Consider the following 22710-nt stretch of genomic DNA (forward strand, 5'->3'; position numbering starts at 1 on the left):
ACTATTTTTGTTTAAAACTAAAATATCAGATTATTTTAAATACTCTTAAGTAATACCACTTCGGTGGTATTTCTTTATATCACAATATCTTGAAGTTCAAAGTATATTATGATATATTGGCATAGGTGATGAAAATGAAAAATAGAAGTTCTATGATAATAAAGGTAATTGCGATTATTGCATCCATTTATGGAATGATAAGATCCTTTGATAGTTTGATGTTTTTTACATATTTTACTAATTTATCTAACATCTTTATTGATGTCATGTTGGTTATCTTTTTAATTTATGATATTCAAGGGGTAAAATATAGACCTCAGGGAATGCACATTATAAAGTTTATGGCTACAATATCTATTACATTAACTTTTTTAGTTTATATGTTTTTATTGGCGCCTACAAATTCTCATGGATTTATGGGAGCATATTTGCATAATGGGGCTGGAAGTTTATGTGTACACTTCATTACACCAGTACTGTCGATTATTGATTTTATTATGTATAGTTATGATTATGACGCTAAGGAAAAGCATGTATTTTATGCAGTGGTTCCACCACTTATTTATGTGGGCTATGTGATTGTTTTAGGACAATGCTTTTATATGAGATGGGATCAAACAATGTTAGCTCCTTATAATTTTTTAAATTATGGAGCTAAGACGGGATGGTTTGGTTTTGATTTAAGTTTGTTAGGACATACGACTTTAGGAATTGGAACTTTTTATATGATTATTATTTTATTAGTGATCTTTATTGGTTTAGGAAGTTTATTTTTAAAGATAAGACGTAAAAATACTATTTTATATTGATAAAATAGTATTTTTTTGTTGATAAAAGGGGAGTATTGTTTTCAATTGTGGACATAAATGGTATAATATAACCTGTAAAATTAGGGGGATTGTATGAATTCAATAATCATATTATGCTACATTTATTGCTTTATTATTGGAACATGTGTAGCAAGCTTTATGAATGTCATCGTCGATCGCGTACCCCGTCATGAAGACTTCGTTCATGGAAGAAGTCATTGTGAATCATGTGGACATACGTTGAAATGGTATGATTTAATACCCATTTTAAGTTATGTTTTATTAAGAGGTAAGTGTAGGTATTGTAAGGCAAAGATACCGATGAGAGGGTTCTTTGTTGAGTTATTTGGTGGATTGGTAAGTGTTTTTTGTTTTTATAGATATCAGTTTTCTATAGAAACAGTATTATTATTTGTTGTGAGTATGATTTTACTTGCGATTACATTAATTGATCATGATACAATGATCATTCCTGATGGATTAAATATAGTGTTGTTTATTGTTTGTTTTGTTTTATGTATTGTAAGAAATTTAACTGTATTTGATGCAGTATTAGGAATGCTATGTATTGCCGTACCTATGTTTATATTAATTTTACTCATTCCTGATTGTTTTGGTGGTGGAGATGTAAAGTTAATGTTTGCTTCTGGGATTGCGTTAGGGATGAAATATAGTTTACTTGCTGCCTTTATTGGTATTTTAGTAGCAGGTATCTATTGTATTTATTTAATTCTAACAAAGAAAGTAAGTAAAAAAGCTCATATTGCTTTTGGACCTTATTTATCGTTAGGAATTTTTATAGCGTTAGTGTATGGACCAGAGATTGTTTCTTGGTATATCAATTTATTAATGTAAAGGAGTAGAACAATGGCAACTTTTAAATATGTTTCTAAAGATATGAGTTCTAAAAAAGTAAAAGGAACATTAGAAGCTGAAGATGAACAAGAATTAATAAGAAAACTAAAAGATCAAGGCTTATTTTTAATTGATTGCCAAGATATCACTAAACAAAGCATCAATAAATATAAGTTAAAATATAATGAATTAGCAGAGTTTTCAAGAGAAGTAGGAACAATGCTAGGATCAGGTTTATCTTTAATTCGTACTTTTTCTATTATGTGTCGAAGAGAAGATAATCCTAAAATAAAAAAGATTTATGAAAATATTTATGTAAAACTACAACAAGGTTTTACTCTTTCAGCAGCGATGGAAACACAAGGAGTGGCGTTTCCACCGCTAATGATACAAATGTTTAGAGCTGGTGAAGCTAGTGGGCAAATGGATAAAACAGCTTTAATTATGTCTAATCAATATACAAAAGATCATCGTATTAGAGGAAAGACAAAGTCTGCAATGATGTATCCTATTATTTTAATTGTTGTAACAATAGCAGTATTGCTTATTGTTTATTTAGGTGTTTTACCATCATTCTTTGATATCTTTGTTAATGTAGATTTACCTTTAATTACGAAAATTAACATTGGTATTAGTAAGTTTCTACAAGGATATTGGTATCTTGTGATACTGGGATTTATTCTTCTAGTAGCGTTATTTTTGGCTTTATTAAGAGTACCTAAAATACGTTTAGAAGTAGATAAAATGAAAGTTCATATTCCTAAGTTTGGCAACCTAATGGTAACGATTTATACAAGTCGTTTTGCTAGAACTTTATGTTCTTTATATACAAGTGGGATGTCTATTGTTAATGCATTAAATATTGCTAAGTCAACAATAGGTAATACTTATATTGAATCACAATTTGATGAAGTGATTAAAAAGATTAGAAATGGTGAATCACTGTCTCAATCATTAAAAGATGTTGATGGCTTTGATATCAAACTTAATAGTAGTATTTATGTAGGTGAAGAAAGTGGGCGCTTAGAAACCATGCTTACGAGTCTTGCTGATGATTTTGACTTTGATGCAGAACAAGCTAGTGAAAGAATGGTCACTTTAATTCAACCAATTATGATTATTATCTTAGCTGTTGTGATTTGTTTAATCATTATTTCAGTATTATTACCAATCTATACATTGTATAACAATGTTGGAAATATGTAGGAGGCATTATGGAAACAGTTATCTTTTTATCAACCAGTGGGTTACAAGTAATACAAGGTGAAGTAAAACACAATAACATTAAGGTTCATTATTTCCAAGATTATCAATTCAAAGAAGGAACAATGTTAGATGGTGTTATCATGGACGACCGTCCAATAAAAGAAGCATTAGAACATGTAAAAGAGCATTATATAGATAAAACAAGATTAGTTATTGATAGTGGACAAATTTTAGTTAAATGCCAACAAATGCCTAAAGTATCAGCAAGGGAAATGCAAAAATTAGTTAAAGATGAATTTGTTGATGTTGTTGGACAACATGAAGATTTAATTTATCATTATACTGTTATCGCAGATTCTATTGAAGGCAAAGAAGGTCAATTAGTTTTATGTGCAGCCTTAGAAAGATCATTCATTGAACCTTATATTCAATTATTCAAAGAAGAAAATATAGAATTAGAAACCATTGATATTCTTACTAATTCAATTATCAAACTTACAGCATCGATGCCATTATTAAGTAATCAATCTTATATTTTATCTATGATCAATGGTCAAGATGTTAACCATTATATGTTTATTAAAGGACAATATGTCATTACCAATAGATGTCGTATCTTCTCTGATCGAGGAAGTGTTGCCTTTATTACAGAAGTATCTAATAGTTTAACAAAACTATTACAATTTGCTAGAAGTAACTATAAAGACGATAATATTACTCATATATACTTTGCAGGATTAGATAAATTTGAAGAAGACCTATTGTTTTCAACAATTAGTTCAAATTTATCAATGAAAACAACACGTTTTGAATGTCCTAACTGCACATCGGATTCAAATAATGATTTTCTAGCTCATAAATTCTTAGCAGTTGGAAGTTTATGGAGGAGATAAGAGATGAAAGGTAAAAATAGAGGAAGAGATATCGATTTTTTAAGTGTTTATTACGCTAAAGAATCAACAAATACAATTAACTTTGAAAAAATAAAACCATGGATACTACCTATTGTTTTAGTTGTTTTATTTGCAGGAAGTACGGGTTACTTTGCATTAAACAATCATTCAATGCAAAAAGATGTAGATAGTTTAAATGATAAACTACAAGCATTGATTGTCCAAAATGCTAAACAAACAGATACTGAAAAAGAAACTACGCTTGCTAATCTACAAAAAGAATTAAAAACAAGCCAAGCTATTTCTGATAATTTAAGTAGTTATCCTCAAATTACAAAACAAATGCTAGATCAAATACAATCAGTAAGTAAAGATTTTACAATTAAATCAGTATCCTTTACTCAAGAAAATGGAAATATCGTTTTATCAGTAGAATCTAATCGTGTAGACGGTTGTCAAAATGCTGTAAGACAACTAAAAGAAACAGGTCTTTTTGATGATGTAAACTACACAGGATATAGTCAAAGTGGTGGCGTAAGTGAACAAACTCAAAATGTGACTGATCCTATAACAGGCGAAGTGACAACCCAAACAACAACGACCCAAACACCTATTGTTTATTCATCAACAATTACTTGTGTATTACAAGGAGGAAAGACAAATGGACAAAATTAAAAAATCAATTCAAAGTCTTTCTAAAAGAGAAAAGATCTTAATCTATATCATGATTATTTTAATTATTATTTGTATTGGCTGGTTTTTATTACTACAACCACAACTTACAAAACATCAAGAATTATCTTCTCAAAAACAATTACTAGAAACTCAAATACAAGCCAATAGTATAGTTCCTAGTAGTAGTGATTTAACATCACAAATTAATAGTGTAACCAAAGAAATCGAAACATCAAAACAAGGGTTATATGAAGTCTTAGGAAAAGAAGATTTAGATAAACTTGTAACTGGTTTAGCGCAACAATACAAACTTGTGCCTAAAGATTTAACTATAGGTGATATTACAAAAACAAAATTAACTAAATATTCTAAAAACAGTAACTCAACAACTGTATATACATCTGCAATTCAACAAACATGTACAGGGACTCTTGATCAATTAAATAGTTTATTAGATGATGTACGTGCTAACGAAAGTATGCAAGTGACATCTACATCCTTTGAACAAGGTACAGGTACATATGAATTTCATATTTCTTATACAGTGTATATGATTGAAAAATAAAAGGGGTGAAGACAATGAATAATAAAAAGGGTTCAACAATTGTATGGGCAGTAACCTTAATTATGCTTTTAATGGTCATTGTCGGAGCCTCTTTATCTTTAGCTTATGTTCACTACAATCAATCAATTAAAAATCACAATCAAACTCAAGCTGAATTAATAGCTAATTCAGCTATTAAATCATTAGCTTCTGTTATTGAAAAAGGTGATCAAAATGATCAAATTATCCCTTCGGAGGTAAACGGAGTAACAAATATCTACAAGATGGAACTTGATCAACCATTTGGAACAATTAGTGATATTAAAGTAACAAGAAAGAAAAAGAACCTTGTTATCGCAACACTTAAAGCCACATATAGTGAACAAAGTTATACTGTATATGCTTATATTACTCAGTCAAAAGGTGTTTGGAAAGCTATCCAATATGATACGAATGGTAATCGTAGCATTAAAGTAAGTGATTCTACAGGTGGAAATACTGATGATAACACAGGAGGTAACACTGGTGGAGATAGTGGAAGCACTTCAGTAACAGCTGATACTGTCGAAAAGATGAAAACAAAATTTGATAATTTCATTAATGCTTTTTACAAAATATGTAACCAAAACCAAACTAGTTTTACTCAGTGGATTAATCAAGAGTGTGTAAAACAAAATGTTCCAATTTATACTAGCAATGTCTATTTTGATGTGAATAATCCATATAATGATCAATATAATGATATTTACTCAAAATTATATAATTCATCTGAGACTGAGAAATTAGATGATTCGATTGTTCAAAAAGCAAAGAAAATCAATCCTTCAATTTCTGATACTATATATTTACATTTTCTTATTATTAAAAATACAAATGGTGAGTATTGTATTTTAGGTAATGATAATTCGCAAAGCAATCAAAAAGATAATTTTTCAATTATATTTTACAACGACAAAATATATGTGAGAAAAAATAACAATACAGGTTATTTATGGCAAATACAAGAAGGAAAAACTAATCTAAATAATTTAATTAATACAGTGGATTGGAAAGAACTAGAATAGGGGGAAAGTATATGAAAAACAATAAAGGTATGACACTTATTGAAACAATTATCGCTCTTCTTATTCTAAGTACGGCTTCTATTATTATGGTGACTGGATTTGTTACAGCTTTTAGGGTATTCAGTGATTCTGAACAATATAAAAACAATACTAATAATGAAGAAACAGCATTAATTAATGAATCACAAAAAGATACGAATATTGATGTTAATCCTATAGATGCTACATATTCGATTACTTTACAACAAGGTCAAAGTCCGATTACAGTTGATGGAATTTACAAAAAAGCAAAAAGTAAAACTGATAGTGGAGTGACATTATCTTCGTTTGAAATAGATAATAGTGATGATACTCAAAAAGCTAGAAATGTTTATAAAAATTATTGTGATATGATGACTCAAATTCATAATTATTTAAAAGAAAAAGTAAAGGCAACTTCGCAAATGAATAGTTCAGATGTAAAAAAATATATAAACAAGTGGCTAAAAGAAGAAAAAAATATTAATGTAGAAGTAAATGATATTATTACAAATTTACCTAAATTGTATTCATTGGTGTATCCTAATATAAAAATTAATGCACTAGGTGATGAAATAGCATCAATTAATCCTCAATTTGATAAAAATAAGTACACTTATGTAACTCCTTGTTTATTTATGAATAAAAATACTGATTACTATGATTTTTTCGATGGTGAAAAATATAAAGATGTTTTCATATTACTTGGTGATAAAGCAAAAGAGGGAGATCGACCAAATAAAATTTATGCACTTTATGATAATAATTCTTCAAATGAAGATGTAGATGTATGGTGGGTTCCTAAAAATGGAGTAAATACATCTGAAATTACTGGTACATATTCAGAATTTTATAATAAGATAAAGAATGATTCTTCTTGGCATAGAATTGAAACAACAAAAAGATAAAAGGAGGTGACTAAGAAATGAAGAAAATAAATAATAAAGGGATGACATTAGTTGAAATTGTTATTGTTTTAGTTATTGCCTCATTAACTATGGTGATAACTGGTGGAATCTTAGTCAACTCTTTAGGATATTTTGATACATCTACTAAAACGTCACTTGATAAACAAGCTACTGATGGAATTATGGATTATATTAGTGATGAAATAACATATGCGACAGAAGTTAGAGTATCAAACACTAAACCAGATGACCGTTCTTGGCATGTGATTCATGTGAAAGAAGATAAGTTATATCGTGATAGCAAACAAGTTTTTAATGATGATTATTATGTTAACAAACGTAAATTAAAGATAGTTGTAAGAGGATTTAAGCAAAATGGTTATCGTTTGGATATGACGGTAAGTTTTCAAAAAGGTGAAGATAAGGATGTTTACAAGACATCAAAAACTTATGAATTAGTTAATTTTAATATTAGCACTGGTTCATCTGCTACTAATTTTTTTCAAAATATATCGGATAAAACAACATTAAATGATAGTACTCATAAATTATATTATATCGTAGATGATACTGTTATGGATGATAATAATGATGATAACAAAGATACTACAGGTGATGGTACAGTTGCAGATATTGTTAAAAATATTGATTCTACAAATTATCAAGGAGTTTATAAACAAAATCAACTTTATGATCGATATGATATTGTTTGGTATAATGGGTCATGGTGGCAATACATTTCTGAATGGGCTAATGGAACAGTGAAGCCTGGCGATGAAGGTGGGGCCTGTTGGAAAAAGCTAGATAGAAATTTTGATATTGGTAGCACATATGAATATGGAGATATTGTTATTTATAATAATTATTATTATAAAATGATAAGTGACAAAATATATTCGACAGGACATACACCTGATTATACTTCTTATAAACAATGGGAATGTTTGGGAAGAATCGACAATAAAGACGTCGTTGATGAGGTAAAAAAGAATACTTATACAAAGTATCCTAGTAAAACAATGAAAACTAACATTGTAAAAAATTATATGTCTGATGCTAAATATAATTCTACCTTACAGGATAGTAAAAAAGATGATTATGATGAATATAGTTCAGATAAATATTACAAAAAAGGAAGTTTCATAAAGATGAAGAGTTTGAATGATGAAGATTTTTATGAACTTTGGTATGCTTGCATTGAAAAACCCGGAGTTCCTGGTGTTATAAGTAGTGGATGGATTAGAGTAGAAAACAATTATGATCAAAGAAGTACATATTTACAAAATGATATTGTTTATTCTATTGCAAAACAAGCGGCTTTAAAAGCTAATGTTAATATATTTCAAACATCAGGTAGTTTAGATAATGACATATATAATATGCATTATTGGGATGCAGTATATTAAATCAAAAATGGAGGTTAACATATGAAAAGTTTACCAATAGGTGAAGTATTAAAGGAATACGGATATATAAATGAAGAACAGTTACAAACAGCATTAGCTGCTCAAAAGAAAGATAGAAGTAAAAGATTAGGAGAACATTTAATAGATTTAGGGTTTGTTAGTGAAAGACAAATGTTAGAAGCATTATCTGATAAACTAGCAGAGCCTTTAGTATCACTAGATGCTATTGAATTTGATATTAATGCAACAAAGAGAATTCCTAAGGCAATGGCACAAAAATATAATGTCATTGCTTATGCTATTGAAGGAGATAACTTAACTGTAGCGACAAGTGATCCTTTAAATTTCTATGGGTTAGAAGATGTTCGACTTGTTGCTGGATGTCATTTATCAGTTTCTTTAGCGACAAAAGAAGAAATTCAAATTGCGATTGAAAAGTATTATAGTGATGTAGATACTTTAGATTTGATTGATAACTTAGATGATCAACCTGTAGAAGAGGAAGATGATTTAGATTTATTTGATGCTCAAGAAGATGATACACCGGTTGTTAAGTTATTAAACTCTTTATTATTAAGAGGATATAATAATAGTGCATCAGATATTCATATTGAACCTTTTGAAGATAATGTACATGTAAGAATGCGTATTGATGGGATGTTGGTTGATTATTTAGATTTAAATAAAAATATTCAAGCAGCTTTAACTGTAAGAATTAAAATATTATCTAATATGGATATTGCTGAAAAGAGAAATCCTCAAGATGGTCACTTTATTGGTAAGATTAATGGCATTGAAATGAATATTCGTGTATCTGTTATTCCAACTATTTTTGGTGAAAAAATAGTGATGCGTTATTTAAATTCAAATACAACAATTTCGCGTTTAAGCACTTTTGGGATGACTCAAGATAACTATGATAAAATGAAACAAATGATGGCGATGCCTCATGGTATCATTTATGTTACGGGTCCAACTGGAAGTGGGAAAACAACAACCCTTTATATGATTCTAGAAGAATTAGCTAAAGGTCAAGTTAATATTTCAACTATTGAAGATCCTGTAGAAAAAAGATTATCAAGAATTAATCAAATGCAAGTTAATCAAATGTCAGGCTTAACATTTGAATCAGGATTAAGAGCTTTAATGCGACAAGACCCAGATATTATCATGGTTGGAGAAACCCGTGATAAAGAAACAGCTGAAATTTCAGTAAGAGCGGCAATTACAGGTCACTTAGTAGTCAGTACATTACATACAAATGATGCCATTAGTTCAATTGTTCGTTTAGAGGAAATGGGAATTGAACCATACATGGTAGCAAACTCTTTAGTTGGTTTAGTAGCTCAACGTTTAATGCGTGTTGTTTGTCCTCATTGCAAAAGACAAGTAGAAGCAACCGTTACAGATAAAATCGCAGTAGGTGAAGACATTAAATATATTACTAAGGGTACAGGGTGTCCACATTGCAATAATACGGGATATAAAGGCAGAATTGCGATTCATGAAATTATCATGGTTGATAGTCATGTAAGAAAGATGATTGCTAATAAAGAAGATATAGATACCATTATGGATTATTTAAAAGATGAACAACATGTAGAAACATTAAAAGATCAAGCTGTACAATTAGTTAAAGATGGTGTAACAACAGTAGATGAATTAAATAAAATTACTTGTTACATTGATTAAAGGAGATCATTATGGCAAATATAAATGAAGTATTACAATATGCTAGACAAAGAAAATGTAGTGATGTGCATATTGGTGTTAAAACAGGGATTGTTTTAAGAAAAGATGGTCAATTAAAATCATATGATCAATCATATGATGATCAAACAATCGAAAAAATGATTTTATCATTATGTCATGATCGCATTTTAAAGTTAGTACAAAATCATGAAGACGCTGATTTTGTTTATACTGATGGTAGTGATCGTTATCGTGTTAATATCTACTTTCAAAGAGGAAATGTAACAGCAGCCATTCGTGTTATTGATGATCATATTCGTTCATTAGAAGAACTTCATTTACCTGATGTATTACATAAATTATCGTTATTACCTCGAGGTCTTATTTTAGTAACAGGACCAACAGGAAGTGGTAAATCAACAACACTTGCTGCTATGATCGACTTTGTTTCATCAATCAAGAATTGTCATATTCTTACAATTGAAGATCCAATAGAATATGTTTACCAACAAAAACAAGCTTTAATTCATCAAAGAGAAGTTTATGAAGATGTTGATTCTTTTGATACTGCCCTAAAAAGTGCAATGCGTGAAGACCCAGATATTATTTTAGTTGGTGAAATGCGTGATTATGAAACAATACAAGCTGTTATTACTTTGGCGGAAACAGGACATCTTGTCTTTAGTACTTTACATACGGTAGGAGCACCAAAAACAATTGATCGTATTATTGATGTCTTTCCTACTCATAAACAAGAACAAGTCCGTACTCAATTAGCGAGTGTTTTACAAGCTGTTATTACCCAACAGTTATTACCTTTACAAAGTGGTGAAGGACGTGTAGCTGCTTTAGAAGTCATGGTGGCAACAGATGCTATCAAGAATTTAATTAGAGAAAATAAAGGACATCAAATTGATTCTATGATTCAAACTGGAAAGAATGAAGGTATGATTTCATTAAATGGTTCTTTAGCACAGTTAATTAAATCAGGACAAGTAAATCAAATTATTGCTGAAGAATATTCACTTGATGTAGGTGAATTAAGACAATATTTACAATAGGCTTATTGATAAGCCTATTTTTATGTTAAAATAATAGAAAGGGGGAAGAGAGTCATGGAAGTAGTATATTATAAAGAATACAGTGAGTGTTTATTAAGAGATATGGAAATGAAGGTATATGGAACGCAAGGACAACCATTTATTGTCTTTCCTGCTCAAAATGGACGTTACTTTGATTTTGAAAACTTTGGTATGGTAGAAAGTGTAAAAGATAAGATAGAACAAGGACAAATACAATTATTTTGTGTAGATAGTATTGATGAAGAAACTTATTCTGATGAAACAGGAGATCCTAGTCATCGTAGTTATATGCTTGAACAATTTTATTATTACATTGTAGATGAAGTTGTTCCTTTTATTCATAATATGAATAAAACATCACTTATTATGACTACAGGATGTTCTTTAGGGGCTTTACATGCTTTAAATATCATGCTTAGAAGACCGGATTTATTTAAAGGATCCATTGCTTTAAGCGGTTATTATGATAGTGATTTATTCTTTGGAAATTATATTGATGAAAATATTTATAATAATGCTCCTTTAAAGTATTTAAATGGCATGTCTCATGATCATCCTTATATTAAAATCTATCAAGATAGAAAAATGATTTTATGTAGTGGACAAGGAGCATGGGAAGATGAAATGATGAAATCAACACATTTAATGCAAGAAACTTTTGCCAGATTGAATGTACCAGCATGGATTGATTATTGGGGAAAAGATGTTAATCATGACTGGGTATGGTGGCAAAAACAATTCCCTTATTTTGTTGAACATATTTTATAGGAGGTTTTTATGAATTATATTTTTATATCACCTAATTTTCCTGAATATTATTGGCAGTTTTGTAAGTCATTAAGAAGTAAAGGAATTCATGTATTAGGTATTGGTGATGCACCTTATGATAGTTTGCATCCTGAAACAAAGAGTATCTTAGTAGAATACTATCGCGTTAATAGTTTAGAAAATTATGATGAAGTATACCGTGCAGTAGGTTTCTTTATTGGTAAATATGGCAGAATTGATTATATTGATTCACAAAATGAATATTGGTTAGAAATGGAAGCACAGCTAAGATTAGATTTTAATATTGCCAGTGGGACAAGACCAAAAGAGTTAAAAGCAATGAAATACAAATCAAAAATGAAATCTGTTTATAAAAAAGCGGGTATTCCTACTGCAAGATACCAACTTATAAAAAAACAACAAGATTTATATGATTTTGTAGAAGAAGTAGGTTATCCTGTTGTTGTTAAACCTGATAATGGCGTAGGAGCAAGTGATACCCATAAATTATCAAACAAAAAAGAAGTTTTAAAATTCTTAAAAAATAAAACTAAAGGAGTAAGTTATATTGCAGAAGAATTTGTTTATGGGCATGTAGAAACTTTTGATGGTATCACTGATAGTCATAAAAATATTTTAGTTTGTACAAGTCATGTATTACTTGATTCTATTATGGATTCAGTTAATCATCATTGTGATATGGGATTTTATAGTCAAATGGTAAAAGGCAGTGATATTGAAACTATTGGTAAAAAGGTCGTTGAAGCTTTTGATACAACTCAAAAATTCTTCCACTTTGAATTCTTTAGATTAGAAAAAGACAAAGCAGGATTAGGTAAAAAAGGTGATTTAGTTGGTTTAGAAGTGAATATGCGTGCGCCAGGAGCTTATATTCCCGATATGATGAATTATGCTTATGATTGTAATGTTTATGATATTTATGCCCAAATGATAGTAAATGATAGTTATCAAGAAGAATTAAAACAAAAGTATTGTATTGGTTATGTAGGATTAAGAGATCACGTTTCTTACGTACATCATAATCAACAAATCAAGATGAAATATGGTGAACAAATCATTACATATGAACCTGTACCAGAAGCTTTAAGTGAAGCTATGGGTAATCATGTTTATTTATTAAAAGCCAAAACAGAAAAAGAAATTAAAGAAATGATTCAATTCATTAGAGAAAAGAAATAGTTAAGAGCCTCTTTAAAAGAGGTTCTTTTCATATCTTTCAAAAAATGAAAATCAAATGACAAATATCAATGAATCAGTAAAATAAAGATGAAAGAAAAAGGAGGAATATAAACATGAGTTTTCCAAAAGGATTTTATTGGGGTGGTGCTACAGCTGCTAACCAATTAGAAGGTGGATGGCAAGAAGGAGGAAAAGGTATTTCTTGTCCTGATATTTGTACTGGAGGTACAGCTACAAAATCAAAAAGAATTACACCAGTATTAGAAGAAGGAACATTCTATCCAAGCCATGATGCGATTGATCATTATCATCGTTTTAAAGAAGATATTGCATTATTTGCTGAAATGGGATTTAAAATGTATCGTTTTTCAATTGCTTGGACACGAATCTTTCCAAATGGTGATGAAGATCAACCTAATGAAGCAGGCTTAAAATTTTATGAAGAATTAATTGATGAATGCTTAAAATATAATATTGAACCTTTAATTACAATTTCACACTATGAAGTTCCTTTTAACTTAACTAAAAAATGGAATGCATGGACTGATCGTCGCATGATTGACTGTTATTTAAATTTCTGTAAAGCTATTTTTACTCGTTATAAAGGAAAAGTAAAATATTGGCTTACATTTAATGAAATTAATAGTGCTACAACAGCGATGGGTGCTTTTTTAGGACAAGGAATCTTAAATGAAATTAAAGAAATGGAATTTATGGATCAAGTGGATATTCCAAATAATCGTTTCCAAGGATTACACCATCAATTTCTAGCAAGTGCTTTGGCTGTAAAAATGGCGCATGAAATAGATCCAAATTATCAAGTAGGATGTATGCAAATCATGGCAACAAGCTATGGGTTAACATGTAATCCAGCAGATCAAATTGAAAATCAACAAAAAAATCATTTAATGAACTGGTTTTGCAGTGATGTACAATGTCGAGGAAAATATCCAAATTATATAAAACGTTACTTTAAAGAAAATCATATTGAAATTAAAATGGAACCAGGAGACGAAGAAATTCTAGCAAGTGGACCAGTTGATTTCTATACATGTTCTTACTACATGTCAAATTGTCAAACTGCTGATCCTGAAAAACAAAAAGCAGGAAAAGGGAATATTTTAGGTGGAGTACCTAACCCTTATTTAAAAGCATCAGACTGGGGATGGCAAATAGATCCAGAAGGTTTAAGATATTCATTAAATGAAATATATGATCGTTATCAATTACCAATCTTTGTCGTAGAAAATGGTTTAGGTGCTTATGATAAAATTGATGAAGATGGAAAAGTAAGAGATGATTATCGTATTGATTATTTAAGAAGTCATATTGAACAAATGCATGAAGCTGTATTAGATGGAGTTGATTTAAGAGGATATACACCTTGGGGATGTATTGACTTAGTTTCTGCTTCTACAGGAGAAATGGCTAAACGTTATGGATTTATCTTTGTTGAAAGATATGATGATGGTACTGGAGATTTTTCTAGAAGAAGAAAAGAATCATTCTATTGGTATCAAAATGTTATTAAAACAAATGGCGAAGAGTTATAAAAAAATGACCGTTAATATTAACGGTCATTCTTTTTTTCATTTGTGATAAACATATCATAGATTGCTCTAATTGCTTCTTCAAAGTGAATATTTTTAACGCCAACAATAATATTTAATTCAGAAGATCCTTGATCAATCATTTTAATATTAATATTCTTTTGAGCTAATGCAGTAAAGACTTTAGCAGCCGTACCACGACCATCTCTCATGCCTCTACCAACAATAGCAATTAAAGCTAAATCAGATTCTAATTCAATTGAATCTGGTTCAACAGCACGATGAATACCTGCTAAAATTTGTTGTTCCTTATCAATAAAAGCTTTGGTTTCAACAACAATAGTCATTGTATCAATACCTGAAGGTGTATGTTCAAAAGATAACTGATTATCTTCTAATACTTGTAATACCTTTCTACCAAAACCAATTTCACTATTCATCATATCTTTTTCAATCATGATTGTAGCAAATCCTTTTTTACCAGCAATACCAGTAATAACATGATCTGGTTTATGACAAGTGCTTTCAACAATTAAAGTACCAGCATCTTCAGGCTTATTAGTATTTTTAATAACAATTGGAATTCCTTGACTTCTTACTGGGAAAATTGAATTTTCATGTAAAACACTTGCTCCCATATAAGATAATTCACGTAATTCTTTATAAGTAATCGTTCCAATGACATCAGGATTATCAACAATGCGTGGATCAGCAATTAAACATCCTGAAACATCAGTCCAGTTTTCATATAAACTTACATTTCCATTTTTCGCAACGATTGAACCTGTTACATCACTTCCCCCACGTGAGAAGGTCTTAATTTCATTGCTTCCGTCATTTTTAGCACCATAGAAACCTGGAATAACAGCATTTTCTACAGAAGCTAATTTTTCAGATAATTTAGGATCTGTCATTTCAGCATCATAGTTACCATGTTCATCAATAAAGATAACGGTAGCAGGATCAATAAATTCAAATCCTAAATAATTTGCTAGGACAATACCGTTTAAATATTCACCACGACTCGCAGCATATTCAATACTCACTTGATCCTTAAATGCTTTTTTAATTTTATCAAATTCTTCGCTTAAATCTAATTTTAAATTTAATTCATCAATAATATCTTGATATCTTTGTCTAATTGTCTCAAAAGTTTTTCCAAACTCTTTTCCACTTTTTGCATAATATGCTTTATACAACAAATCAGTGACTTTAATATCATCTTTAAAACGTTTCCCCGGTGCTGATGGAACAACATAACGACGTTCTGGATCACTATGGATAATATCAGCTACTTTTTTAAACTGCGTTGCATCAGCTAAAGATGAACCACCAAATTTTACAACTTTGACCATCTTTTGTCCTCCCTATATATAATTGATAATAAAATAACATTTTTTTCTTATTTCTTCAATATAATTTCTATTTTATTATTCGATTATATGAATTTGTTTGGTTAATTCTTTCATTGTTTTTAACAATAAACATACTTTTGTTTCAGATAAATAGTGCAGTTCACTTTTCCAATTATGATAAGTACTGTAACTGATACCAGCAAGTTTACATATTTCTTTCATATTAAAATACTGACTATAATACAAAAGATATACCCAATTTATATTAATATAACGCTGGTTATCTTCATTTTCTTCATCAATGATATAAACATCAGGAGTGATATCTCTTTCTATATAAATACGCTCATCAATATTAACACTGTTTTCATAAGCAATATCACTAAAAAAATCATTGATATCTAAATGAACAAAATAAGATAACCCATAGTCATCAATTAATTTTTGATTTATGAATATTTTCATCTCTTAACTCCTTTTTTATTCAATGTAGGACAAATATATACTCATGTCAATTATTCTTTGATAAAATGAATGGACCATGTATATAATAGATATTGGGTGAAGACAATGAGTTTACTAACAAAATTAGAATATCAAATAGATTTTAGTTTAAGTGAAAAAGATATCGCTAACTACATATTAGAAAATAAATCATCAGTAGTTGAAATGAAAATATCTGATTTAGCTAAATCAACCTATACTTCTCCAGCAACCATTAGTCGTTTATGTCGTAAATTAGGAGAAGCCAGTTATCGTGATTTTCAAGTCCATTTTGTGGGAGAAATACAATCCCATAATAAGGAACAGGTTGATTTTAATCGTCCTTTTTTACAGGAAGATACGATTGATGAAGTAAGTCAAAAAATCAATGATTTATATTTAAAAACAATTGCTGGAACAAAAGCATTAATTGTTCAAGAACAACTTATGCAAATTGTTGAGTTAATTGATCAAAGTCCAATTCTTGACTTGTATGCATGGGGAGATTCTTATTTATCAGCATTGATGTTTGAACATAAAATGACATACATCAACCAATTAGTCAGTTTAAAACATATTCCTACTGAACAAAACCAAAGAGCTTTATATTCTAATGAACATACTGTAGCTTTAGTAATTTCTTATTCCGGTAAGTCTGATGAAATGAAAAAGATTGTTAAAATTATTAAAGAAAAAAAGGGAAAAGTTATTGCTTTAACATCAATGAATGATAGTTATTTAAGAAAGAATGCAGATTATTGTTTAACATTATGTTCTAAAGAAAATGTTATTGATAAAATTGCAGCTTATTCTTCTAAAATAAGCAGTGATTATTTATTAGATTTAATCTATTCATTATTATTTCAAAAACACTACCAACAATACATTAATCAAAAGATTGATTTACAAAAAGAATATGATCAAAGAAGAAATGAAATAATGGATGAATAAAAACATTGTTTTCATTTAAAAACAATGTTAGGATAAGCAAGGTGATGGAAATGAAAAATACAAAAATCATGATGATGATTTTATTAGGAAATTTAATTTTAGCTTTTGCTGTAGCGTGTTTCACGCTACCTTTAAATATTGTTGTTGGAGGAACAACCGGTTTAGGATTAATAGGGAAAGCGTTATTTAATTTACCAATATCTTATACTGTAATGATTGTCAATGTTACTTTATTTGTTGTTGGTTATTTTGCATTAGGAAAAACTTTTGCCTTAACAACACTTGTTTCGACTTTTGTCTATCCGGTCTTTTTAGAAATCATTCAAAGTATTCCTTATATCCAAACTATTAGTAATGATATTTTATTGTCGACAATATTTGGTGGTGCTTTATCAGGAATAGGGATTGGTCTTGTTATTAGAGCGGGTGCCAGTACAGGAGGAATGGATATTCCACCTATTATTTTACATAAGAAATTCGGTTTTAATGTCAGTGCCATGGTTAACTTATGTGATGGATTGATTATTGTTGCTTTAATTGTTGTTTATCCACCAATTCAATTATTGTATGGTATTTTATCAACTGTCATTATGTCATACGCTATTAATAAAGTTCTTATTCTAGGTGAAAATAATATGCAATTATTAGTCATTAGTAAAAAGTATGAACAAATTAGAGAAGCTTTTATTCATGAATTAGATTACGGTGTTTCTTTAATTAAAATGGAAACAGGATTTACTAAAGAAGATAGTAAAGCTGTCTTGTGTGTTATACCTCCTCGTAAAATTGCTAGTGCTAAAGAAACAATTAATAAAATTGATGATCATGCCTTTGTGACTATTAGTCCCATTAGTGAAGTAAGAGGTAAAGGATTTACTTTAGACCGTGAGTATTTAAAAACAAATATTTCTTAAGCAAAAGGTTAAACTTTTGCTTTTTTATGATTATATGGACAAAATTAAATAAATAATGACAATTCAAAATATTGTGTTATAATGATGAAGTTATTAAAGGAGCGATCATATGAATATTAGAAATATAGCAATTATTGCCCATGTCGATCACGGGAAAACGACATTAGTAGATCAATTATTAAAATTATCAGGAACATTAGACGATCATGAACAAATTGATGATCGTGCAATGGATAGTAATGCCTTAGAAAGAGAAAGAGGAATTACTATTTTAGCTAAAAATACAGCTATTAATTATAAAGATTATCGTATTAATATTATGGATACACCAGGTCATGCTGACTTTGGTGGAGAAGTAGAACGTATTATGAATATGGTGGATGGGGTATTATTAGTTGTTGATGCCTATGAAGGAACAATGCCTCAAACACGTTTCGTTTTGAAAAAAGCCTTAGCTGCTAAAGTAAAACCAATTGTTGTTATTAATAAAGTAGATAGACCAGTGACACGTATTCCAGAAGTTATGGATGAAGTATTGGAATTATTTATGGAATTAGGAGCTGATGATGATCAGTTAGATTTCCCAACAGTTTATGCTTCAGCATTACAGGGTACATCAAGTTTAGACCCAGATATTGCAACACAAGTACCTAATATGGATTGTTTATTTGATATGATTATTAAAGAAATTCCAGAACCATTAGTTGATGAAGAAGGTGGATTACAATTCCAACCAGCTTTATTAGATTACAATGATTATGTTGGACGTATTGGTATTGGACGTATTCAAAGAGGGAAAATGCACGTTAATGAATCAGTAACATGTGTTAGAGCTGATGGTAGTCATACTCAATTTAGAATTCAAAAATTATATGGATTCTTAGGATTACATCGTATTGAAATTGAAGAAGCAAGTGCGGGTGACATTGTTGCGATTGCTGGACTTGCTGATATTGGTGTGGGAGAAACAGTATGTACAACAGGTAAAGAAGAAGCTTTACCACTATTACATGTTGATGAACCAACAATCCAAATGGTATTTGGTACAAATACCTCACCATTTGCAGGACAAGATGGTAAGTTTGTTACTGCTAGACAAATTGAAGAAAGATTATTTAAAGAAACAAATCGAGATGTTTCATTAAAAATTGAAAGAATTCCTAATAGTGAAGAATGGATTGTTTCAGGACGTGGGGAATTACATTTATCAATTTTAATTGAAAACATGAGACGTGAAGGATATGAATTACAAGTATCTAAACCTAAAGTTATCATTAAAGAAATTGATGGTGTCAAATGTGAACCATATGAAGAAGTTAATATTGAAGCACCAGATGATTGTATTGGTAGCGTTATTGAATCTTTAGGATATCGTCGAGGAACATTAGAAAATATGCATTCTCAAGATGGTCAAACTTCAGTTACTTATACAATTCCTTCAAGAGGAATGATTGGATTTATGACTAACTTTTTAACAATGACAAAAGGTTATGGAATTATTTCACATTCATTCTTAGAATATCGACCATTAGAAGGAGATACAGTAGGAGAAAGAAACTTAGGTGTTCTTGTTTCTATTGATAGTGGACAAACTACGGCTTATGCTCTAGGTGGCGTTGAAGACCGTGGAGTAATGTTTGTTGGTCCAGGTGTAGATGTATATGAAGGTATGATTGTTGGAGAACATACAAGAGACAATGATTTAGTTGTCAATGTTACTAAAGGAAAACAAATGACAAATACCCGTTCTTCTTCAAAAGATTCTACAGTTGTTTTAAAGAAACCTCGTCATTTCAATCTAGAAGCTTGTTTAGATTATATTAATGATGATGAATTGGTAGAAGTAACACCAGAACATATTCGTTTAAGAAAACGTTACTTAACAGAATTAGAAAGAAAACAACAATATAGAAAAGGTAAATAAGGTAAAACTTATTTACTTTTTTTCATATATTTTATAGAATGACAATAAGAAACGGAAAGGTAAAAGCATGAAAAAAAAAGGATTTACATTAGTAGAAATTATTGTTGTTCTCGTTATTTTAGCTATTCTAGCAGCAATAGCAATTCCTTCAGTAATGGGGTATGTAAAAGAAGCAAAAGAGGCTAAAGAACTAGCTAAGGTACGCGAAACTGTGATAGCTTCGCAAGTAACATTAGTAAAATCTTTTGCCTTTGAAAATGGAAATTCGAAGCAAGATTACACTAAAAATATGACGTTACCTCAAAATATGAATGATGATTTAATTAATCATCTTGGCTATACTCCTTACATTTTGATGTTTGTTACAGGAACATACGATTCAACTAAAACGACAAGTAAGCCAGAAGATGCTTATAAACTTTATGGAATTGTTTATCAAGAAACTGAAAATTCTAAACCATGGTTTAATGATGGTAAAACTTGGAGTCATAAGTATTTATGGAATGATGGTGGTAAAAAAGGGAGACTTATTGATTCTATAAGTGTAGGTGGTAATTCAGCCATTCGAAAAAATGTGTTAAGTACAAATAAAAATATTGAACTTACAACGTATATTGTCTCACGTCAAAATGAAACAAATGTGGATAAAATAAAGGGGAATAATGATGGTGGTTTTTGGGATAATTTAAAAAAGATAAGCGATTAATGAAAACGCTTGCACAAATAAAAATGCATGATATAATGTGATTAGAGAAAACAAAGTGATAAAACAAAAAGAAAGGTAAAATGTGACGCATAGAGTCAAATGAGATATCCAAGTACCTGATTGATGTTTTACACAAGATAAGCTTTTTTATTTATCTTAAAGTTCTATCCAAAATATATCCAAATAAGAAAAAGCAAGACTATTAGGTCTTGTTTTTTCTTATTTAAAAAAATATGCTATAATGGTAAAGACTCAAGGAGGTAATAATATGAAACGAATGTTGGTTGTACTTTCGATTTTAATGATTTTAGTCGGATGTCAGTCAAAAAGTGATGTACAAACTCTTTTTGTAGAAAAAGATAACAAGTATGCTTTGTGTGATAATGAAGGTAATCTTAAAACAAAGTTTATTTATACAAAATATGAACCTGTTGGTTTAGATGGTTATATTGTTAAAGATAAAAAGGGATACCATTATTTAGCTCATGATGGTAGTGAACTTATTAAGGCAAAGAAAAATGTGAAACTATCAGCATTAGAAAATATCGTTGTAGGACAAAATAAACAACAATACACACTTTATGATAGTGAAGGAAAAGTGATTTCTAAAACAAATAAGAAGACAAAAATTATCATAGATGAATTACCAATTGTTTATAAAAATAAACAATATCAAGTTTTAGATCAATATGGTAATGAAATTGAAAAGTCTAAAAATAAAGTGGTTAAAGTAAGTGTTTATCATCATCGACATGTTCTCATCTGTTATCCTAAAAAAATAACATTATATGATGGTTTTGCTATTGAAAAAAATAATGATGAAAAAGGTCAATTTTTAACTGTTAAACTCAGTGGCACTTATAGTTTATTAGATTATAGTAAAAAGAACGGTTATTTATTATATGATGCTAATCAAAAACAATTAGTAAGAGTAAATCATAAGGGGAAAGTTGTTTTTAAACAAGAATGTGATATCACAGAAGCTCAGTTTAAAAATAACGCTATTGTGGCTACAAAAGATAATGATACTTATATTCTTTCATTAGATGGAAAGACTTATCAAAAGGTTGATGGTTATTATTATGATGCCACTCATTATGTAGTAAAAAATAAACAATATATTTATGGTCCACATCAATTTGTTAGTGGTAAAAAGACATTAGATGTTGATGGTATCCAAATTAATCCAATGACGAATTATGTGCAATATCAAATTTTCAATGTTTATAAACGAGATCAAGGATATCAATTTTATAAATTTAATGGTCAATTAGCGTTTAAAGGATCATTTAAAGAAGCTACTGATTTTGATAACGCTAAAAGAGCCATTGTTTCTAAAAAAGAAGATCAATACTATTTAATTGATTTACAAGGTCAAAAAGTCTCAAAAAATTATCAAAGAATAGAATATATTGGTCATGGATATTATGCTGGTTATAAAACAAACAGTAAATATGAAGTGATTGATAAAAATGGTAAAAAAGTCATTAAAGATTATTTTATGGGAAGCAAACAAATTATTAGTGATAATGATGAATTATTAGGTGTATTTAATAAAAGTGGAACAACTTATGTTTATGATTTAAAAGAAAATGAAGTGCTCTTTTCAAAAGAAGGGGAACTTACATATAAAGATGGTTACTTTATTAAAGAAAACCATAAAGGGTATTACGATATAGAAGGAAATGTAATTTATAAGAGGTAAGA

21 protein-coding genes are annotated in these 22710 nt (G+C 29.4%); 19 read left to right on the forward strand and 2 right to left on the reverse strand.

The window, feature by feature from the left end; translation table 11 throughout:
* Positions 1-134 precede the first annotated feature (134 nt).
* The 14 genes from DWZ53_RS09295 to DWZ53_RS09360 all read left to right on the forward strand — a co-directional run bounded on the left by DWZ53_RS09295 (position 135) and on the right by DWZ53_RS09360 (position 14673).
* Complete coding sequence (locus tag DWZ53_RS09295; protein WP_199589182.1) at positions 135-809, forward strand: Pr6Pr family membrane protein; 675 nt, start codon at positions 135-137, stop codon at positions 807-809.
* 93 nt (positions 810-902) lie between these two features.
* On the forward strand, positions 903-1664 hold the full coding sequence (locus DWZ53_RS09300; protein ID WP_118433788.1) for an A24 family peptidase: 762 nt from the start codon (positions 903-905) through the stop codon (positions 1662-1664).
* 12 nt (positions 1665-1676) lie between these two features.
* Positions 1677-2870 (forward strand): type II secretion system F family protein, encoded by a 1194-nt coding sequence (locus DWZ53_RS09305; protein WP_118433790.1) that lies wholly within the window; start codon positions 1677-1679, stop codon positions 2868-2870.
* Positions 2871-2878: 8 nt separating this feature from the next.
* Positions 2879-3763 (forward strand): type IV pilus biogenesis protein PilM, encoded by an 885-nt coding sequence (gene pilM, locus DWZ53_RS09310; RefSeq protein ID WP_118433792.1) that lies wholly within the window; start codon positions 2879-2881, stop codon positions 3761-3763.
* 3 nt (positions 3764-3766) lie between these two features.
* Positions 3767-4438, forward strand: a complete 672-nt coding sequence (locus tag DWZ53_RS09315) for a hypothetical protein (protein ID WP_118433794.1) — start codon at positions 3767-3769, stop codon at positions 4436-4438.
* On the forward strand, positions 4425-5003 hold the full coding sequence (locus DWZ53_RS09320) for a type II secretion system protein M (protein WP_118433796.1): 579 nt from the start codon (positions 4425-4427) through the stop codon (positions 5001-5003). Before DWZ53_RS09315 ends, DWZ53_RS09320 begins: the two co-directional genes overlap by 14 nt.
* Positions 5004-5017: 14 nt before the next feature.
* Positions 5018-6046, forward strand: coding sequence for a hypothetical protein (locus tag DWZ53_RS09325; protein WP_118433798.1), 1029 nt, complete (start codon positions 5018-5020; stop codon positions 6044-6046).
* A gap of 11 nt (positions 6047-6057) precedes the next feature.
* A complete protein-coding gene (locus tag DWZ53_RS09330) occupies positions 6058-6972 on the forward strand; it encodes a prepilin-type N-terminal cleavage/methylation domain-containing protein (protein WP_118433800.1) in 915 nt (304 codons plus the stop codon).
* 17 nt (positions 6973-6989) lie between these two features.
* Complete coding sequence (locus DWZ53_RS09335) at positions 6990-8378, forward strand: prepilin-type N-terminal cleavage/methylation domain-containing protein (protein WP_118433802.1); 1389 nt, start codon at positions 6990-6992, stop codon at positions 8376-8378.
* 21 nt (positions 8379-8399) lie between these two features.
* Entirely contained in the window at positions 8400-10070 is a 1671-nt protein-coding gene (locus DWZ53_RS09340) for a GspE/PulE family protein (protein WP_118433804.1), read from the forward strand.
* A gap of 11 nt (positions 10071-10081) precedes the next feature.
* A complete protein-coding gene (locus DWZ53_RS09345) occupies positions 10082-11131 on the forward strand; it encodes a type IV pilus twitching motility protein PilT (RefSeq protein ID WP_118433806.1) in 1050 nt (349 codons plus the stop codon).
* Between the two features lie 54 nt (positions 11132-11185).
* The gene (locus DWZ53_RS09350; protein WP_118433808.1) at positions 11186-11920 is read left to right on the forward strand and encodes an esterase family protein; all 735 of its coding nucleotides are present in this window, start codon (positions 11186-11188) and stop codon (positions 11918-11920) included.
* A gap of 9 nt (positions 11921-11929) precedes the next feature.
* Positions 11930-13120, forward strand: coding sequence for an acetyl-CoA carboxylase biotin carboxylase subunit family protein (locus tag DWZ53_RS09355; RefSeq protein ID WP_118433810.1), 1191 nt, complete (start codon positions 11930-11932; stop codon positions 13118-13120).
* 113 nt (positions 13121-13233) lie between these two features.
* Entirely contained in the window at positions 13234-14673 is a 1440-nt protein-coding gene (locus DWZ53_RS09360; protein ID WP_118433812.1) for a glycoside hydrolase family 1 protein, read from the forward strand.
* A 17-nt stretch (positions 14674-14690) separates the two neighbouring features.
* Here DWZ53_RS09360 and DWZ53_RS09365 read toward each other — a convergent pair whose 3' ends face one another.
* Positions 14691-16025: an aspartate kinase gene (locus DWZ53_RS09365; protein ID WP_118433814.1), complete on the reverse strand. Its 1335-nt coding sequence runs from the start codon at positions 16023-16025 to the stop codon at positions 14691-14693.
* Between the two features lie 75 nt (positions 16026-16100).
* The gene (locus tag DWZ53_RS09370; protein ID WP_118433816.1) at positions 16101-16490 is read right to left on the reverse strand and encodes a hypothetical protein; all 390 of its coding nucleotides are present in this window, start codon (positions 16488-16490) and stop codon (positions 16101-16103) included.
* A 105-nt stretch (positions 16491-16595) separates the two neighbouring features.
* Here DWZ53_RS09370 and DWZ53_RS09375 point away from each other — a divergent pair, with 105 nt between their 5' ends.
* From DWZ53_RS09375 to DWZ53_RS09395, 5 genes are all read left to right on the forward strand, one after another.
* Positions 16596-17459: a MurR/RpiR family transcriptional regulator gene (locus DWZ53_RS09375; RefSeq protein ID WP_158568239.1), complete on the forward strand. Its 864-nt coding sequence runs from the start codon at positions 16596-16598 to the stop codon at positions 17457-17459.
* Positions 17460-17509: 50 nt separating this feature from the next.
* Positions 17510-18373 (forward strand): YitT family protein, encoded by an 864-nt coding sequence (locus DWZ53_RS09380; RefSeq protein ID WP_158568240.1) that lies wholly within the window; start codon positions 17510-17512, stop codon positions 18371-18373.
* Positions 18374-18482: 109 nt separating this feature from the next.
* Entirely contained in the window at positions 18483-20297 is a 1815-nt protein-coding gene (gene typA / locus DWZ53_RS09385) for a translational GTPase TypA (protein WP_118433822.1), read from the forward strand.
* Between the two features lie 67 nt (positions 20298-20364).
* Entirely contained in the window at positions 20365-21003 is a 639-nt protein-coding gene (locus tag DWZ53_RS09390) for a prepilin-type N-terminal cleavage/methylation domain-containing protein (RefSeq protein WP_118433824.1), read from the forward strand.
* 268 nt (positions 21004-21271) lie between these two features.
* Positions 21272-22708 (forward strand): hypothetical protein, encoded by a 1437-nt coding sequence (locus DWZ53_RS09395; RefSeq protein WP_118433826.1) that lies wholly within the window; start codon positions 21272-21274, stop codon positions 22706-22708.
* The last annotated feature ends 2 nt before the right edge of the window (positions 22709-22710 follow it).

Source organism: Coprobacillus sp. AF33-1AC (assembly GCF_003475785.1).
Taxonomy (GTDB): Bacteria; Bacillota_I; Bacilli_A; order Erysipelotrichales; family Coprobacillaceae; genus Faecalibacillus.

What these genes read in the sequence shown, in the direction of transcription:
- DWZ53_RS09340 (WP_118433804.1), top strand. Translation starts at nt 8,400, where the DNA reads ATGAAAAGTTTACCAATAGGTGAAGTATTAAAGGAATACGGATATATA.
- DWZ53_RS09370 (WP_118433816.1), bottom strand. Translation starts at nt 16,490, where the DNA reads ATGAAAATATTCATAAATCAAAAATTAATTGATGACTATGGGTTATCT.
- DWZ53_RS09360 (WP_118433812.1), top strand. Translation starts at nt 13,234, where the DNA reads ATGAGTTTTCCAAAAGGATTTTATTGGGGTGGTGCTACAGCTGCTAAC.
- DWZ53_RS09350 (WP_118433808.1), top strand. Translation starts at nt 11,186, where the DNA reads ATGGAAGTAGTATATTATAAAGAATACAGTGAGTGTTTATTAAGAGAT.
- DWZ53_RS09390 (WP_118433824.1), top strand. Translation starts at nt 20,365, where the DNA reads ATGAAAAAAAAAGGATTTACATTAGTAGAAATTATTGTTGTTCTCGTT.
- DWZ53_RS09325 (WP_118433798.1), top strand. Translation starts at nt 5,018, where the DNA reads ATGAATAATAAAAAGGGTTCAACAATTGTATGGGCAGTAACCTTAATT.
- DWZ53_RS09355 (WP_118433810.1), top strand. Translation starts at nt 11,930, where the DNA reads ATGAATTATATTTTTATATCACCTAATTTTCCTGAATATTATTGGCAG.
- DWZ53_RS09345 (WP_118433806.1), top strand. Translation starts at nt 10,082, where the DNA reads ATGGCAAATATAAATGAAGTATTACAATATGCTAGACAAAGAAAATGT.
- typA (WP_118433822.1), top strand. Translation starts at nt 18,483, where the DNA reads ATGAATATTAGAAATATAGCAATTATTGCCCATGTCGATCACGGGAAA.
- DWZ53_RS09365 (WP_118433814.1), bottom strand. Translation starts at nt 16,025, where the DNA reads ATGGTCAAAGTTGTAAAATTTGGTGGTTCATCTTTAGCTGATGCAACG.
- DWZ53_RS09305 (WP_118433790.1), top strand. Translation starts at nt 1,677, where the DNA reads ATGGCAACTTTTAAATATGTTTCTAAAGATATGAGTTCTAAAAAAGTA.
- DWZ53_RS09300 (WP_118433788.1), top strand. Translation starts at nt 903, where the DNA reads ATGAATTCAATAATCATATTATGCTACATTTATTGCTTTATTATTGGA.
- DWZ53_RS09330 (WP_118433800.1), top strand. Translation starts at nt 6,058, where the DNA reads ATGAAAAACAATAAAGGTATGACACTTATTGAAACAATTATCGCTCTT.
- DWZ53_RS09335 (WP_118433802.1), top strand. Translation starts at nt 6,990, where the DNA reads ATGAAGAAAATAAATAATAAAGGGATGACATTAGTTGAAATTGTTATT.
- DWZ53_RS09375 (WP_158568239.1), top strand. Translation starts at nt 16,596, where the DNA reads ATGAGTTTACTAACAAAATTAGAATATCAAATAGATTTTAGTTTAAGT.
- DWZ53_RS09395 (WP_118433826.1), top strand. Translation starts at nt 21,272, where the DNA reads ATGAAACGAATGTTGGTTGTACTTTCGATTTTAATGATTTTAGTCGGA.
- DWZ53_RS09295 (WP_199589182.1), top strand. Translation starts at nt 135, where the DNA reads ATGAAAAATAGAAGTTCTATGATAATAAAGGTAATTGCGATTATTGCA.
- pilM (WP_118433792.1), top strand. Translation starts at nt 2,879, where the DNA reads ATGGAAACAGTTATCTTTTTATCAACCAGTGGGTTACAAGTAATACAA.
- DWZ53_RS09320 (WP_118433796.1), top strand. Translation starts at nt 4,425, where the DNA reads ATGGACAAAATTAAAAAATCAATTCAAAGTCTTTCTAAAAGAGAAAAG.
- DWZ53_RS09315 (WP_118433794.1), top strand. Translation starts at nt 3,767, where the DNA reads ATGAAAGGTAAAAATAGAGGAAGAGATATCGATTTTTTAAGTGTTTAT.
- DWZ53_RS09380 (WP_158568240.1), top strand. Translation starts at nt 17,510, where the DNA reads ATGAAAAATACAAAAATCATGATGATGATTTTATTAGGAAATTTAATT.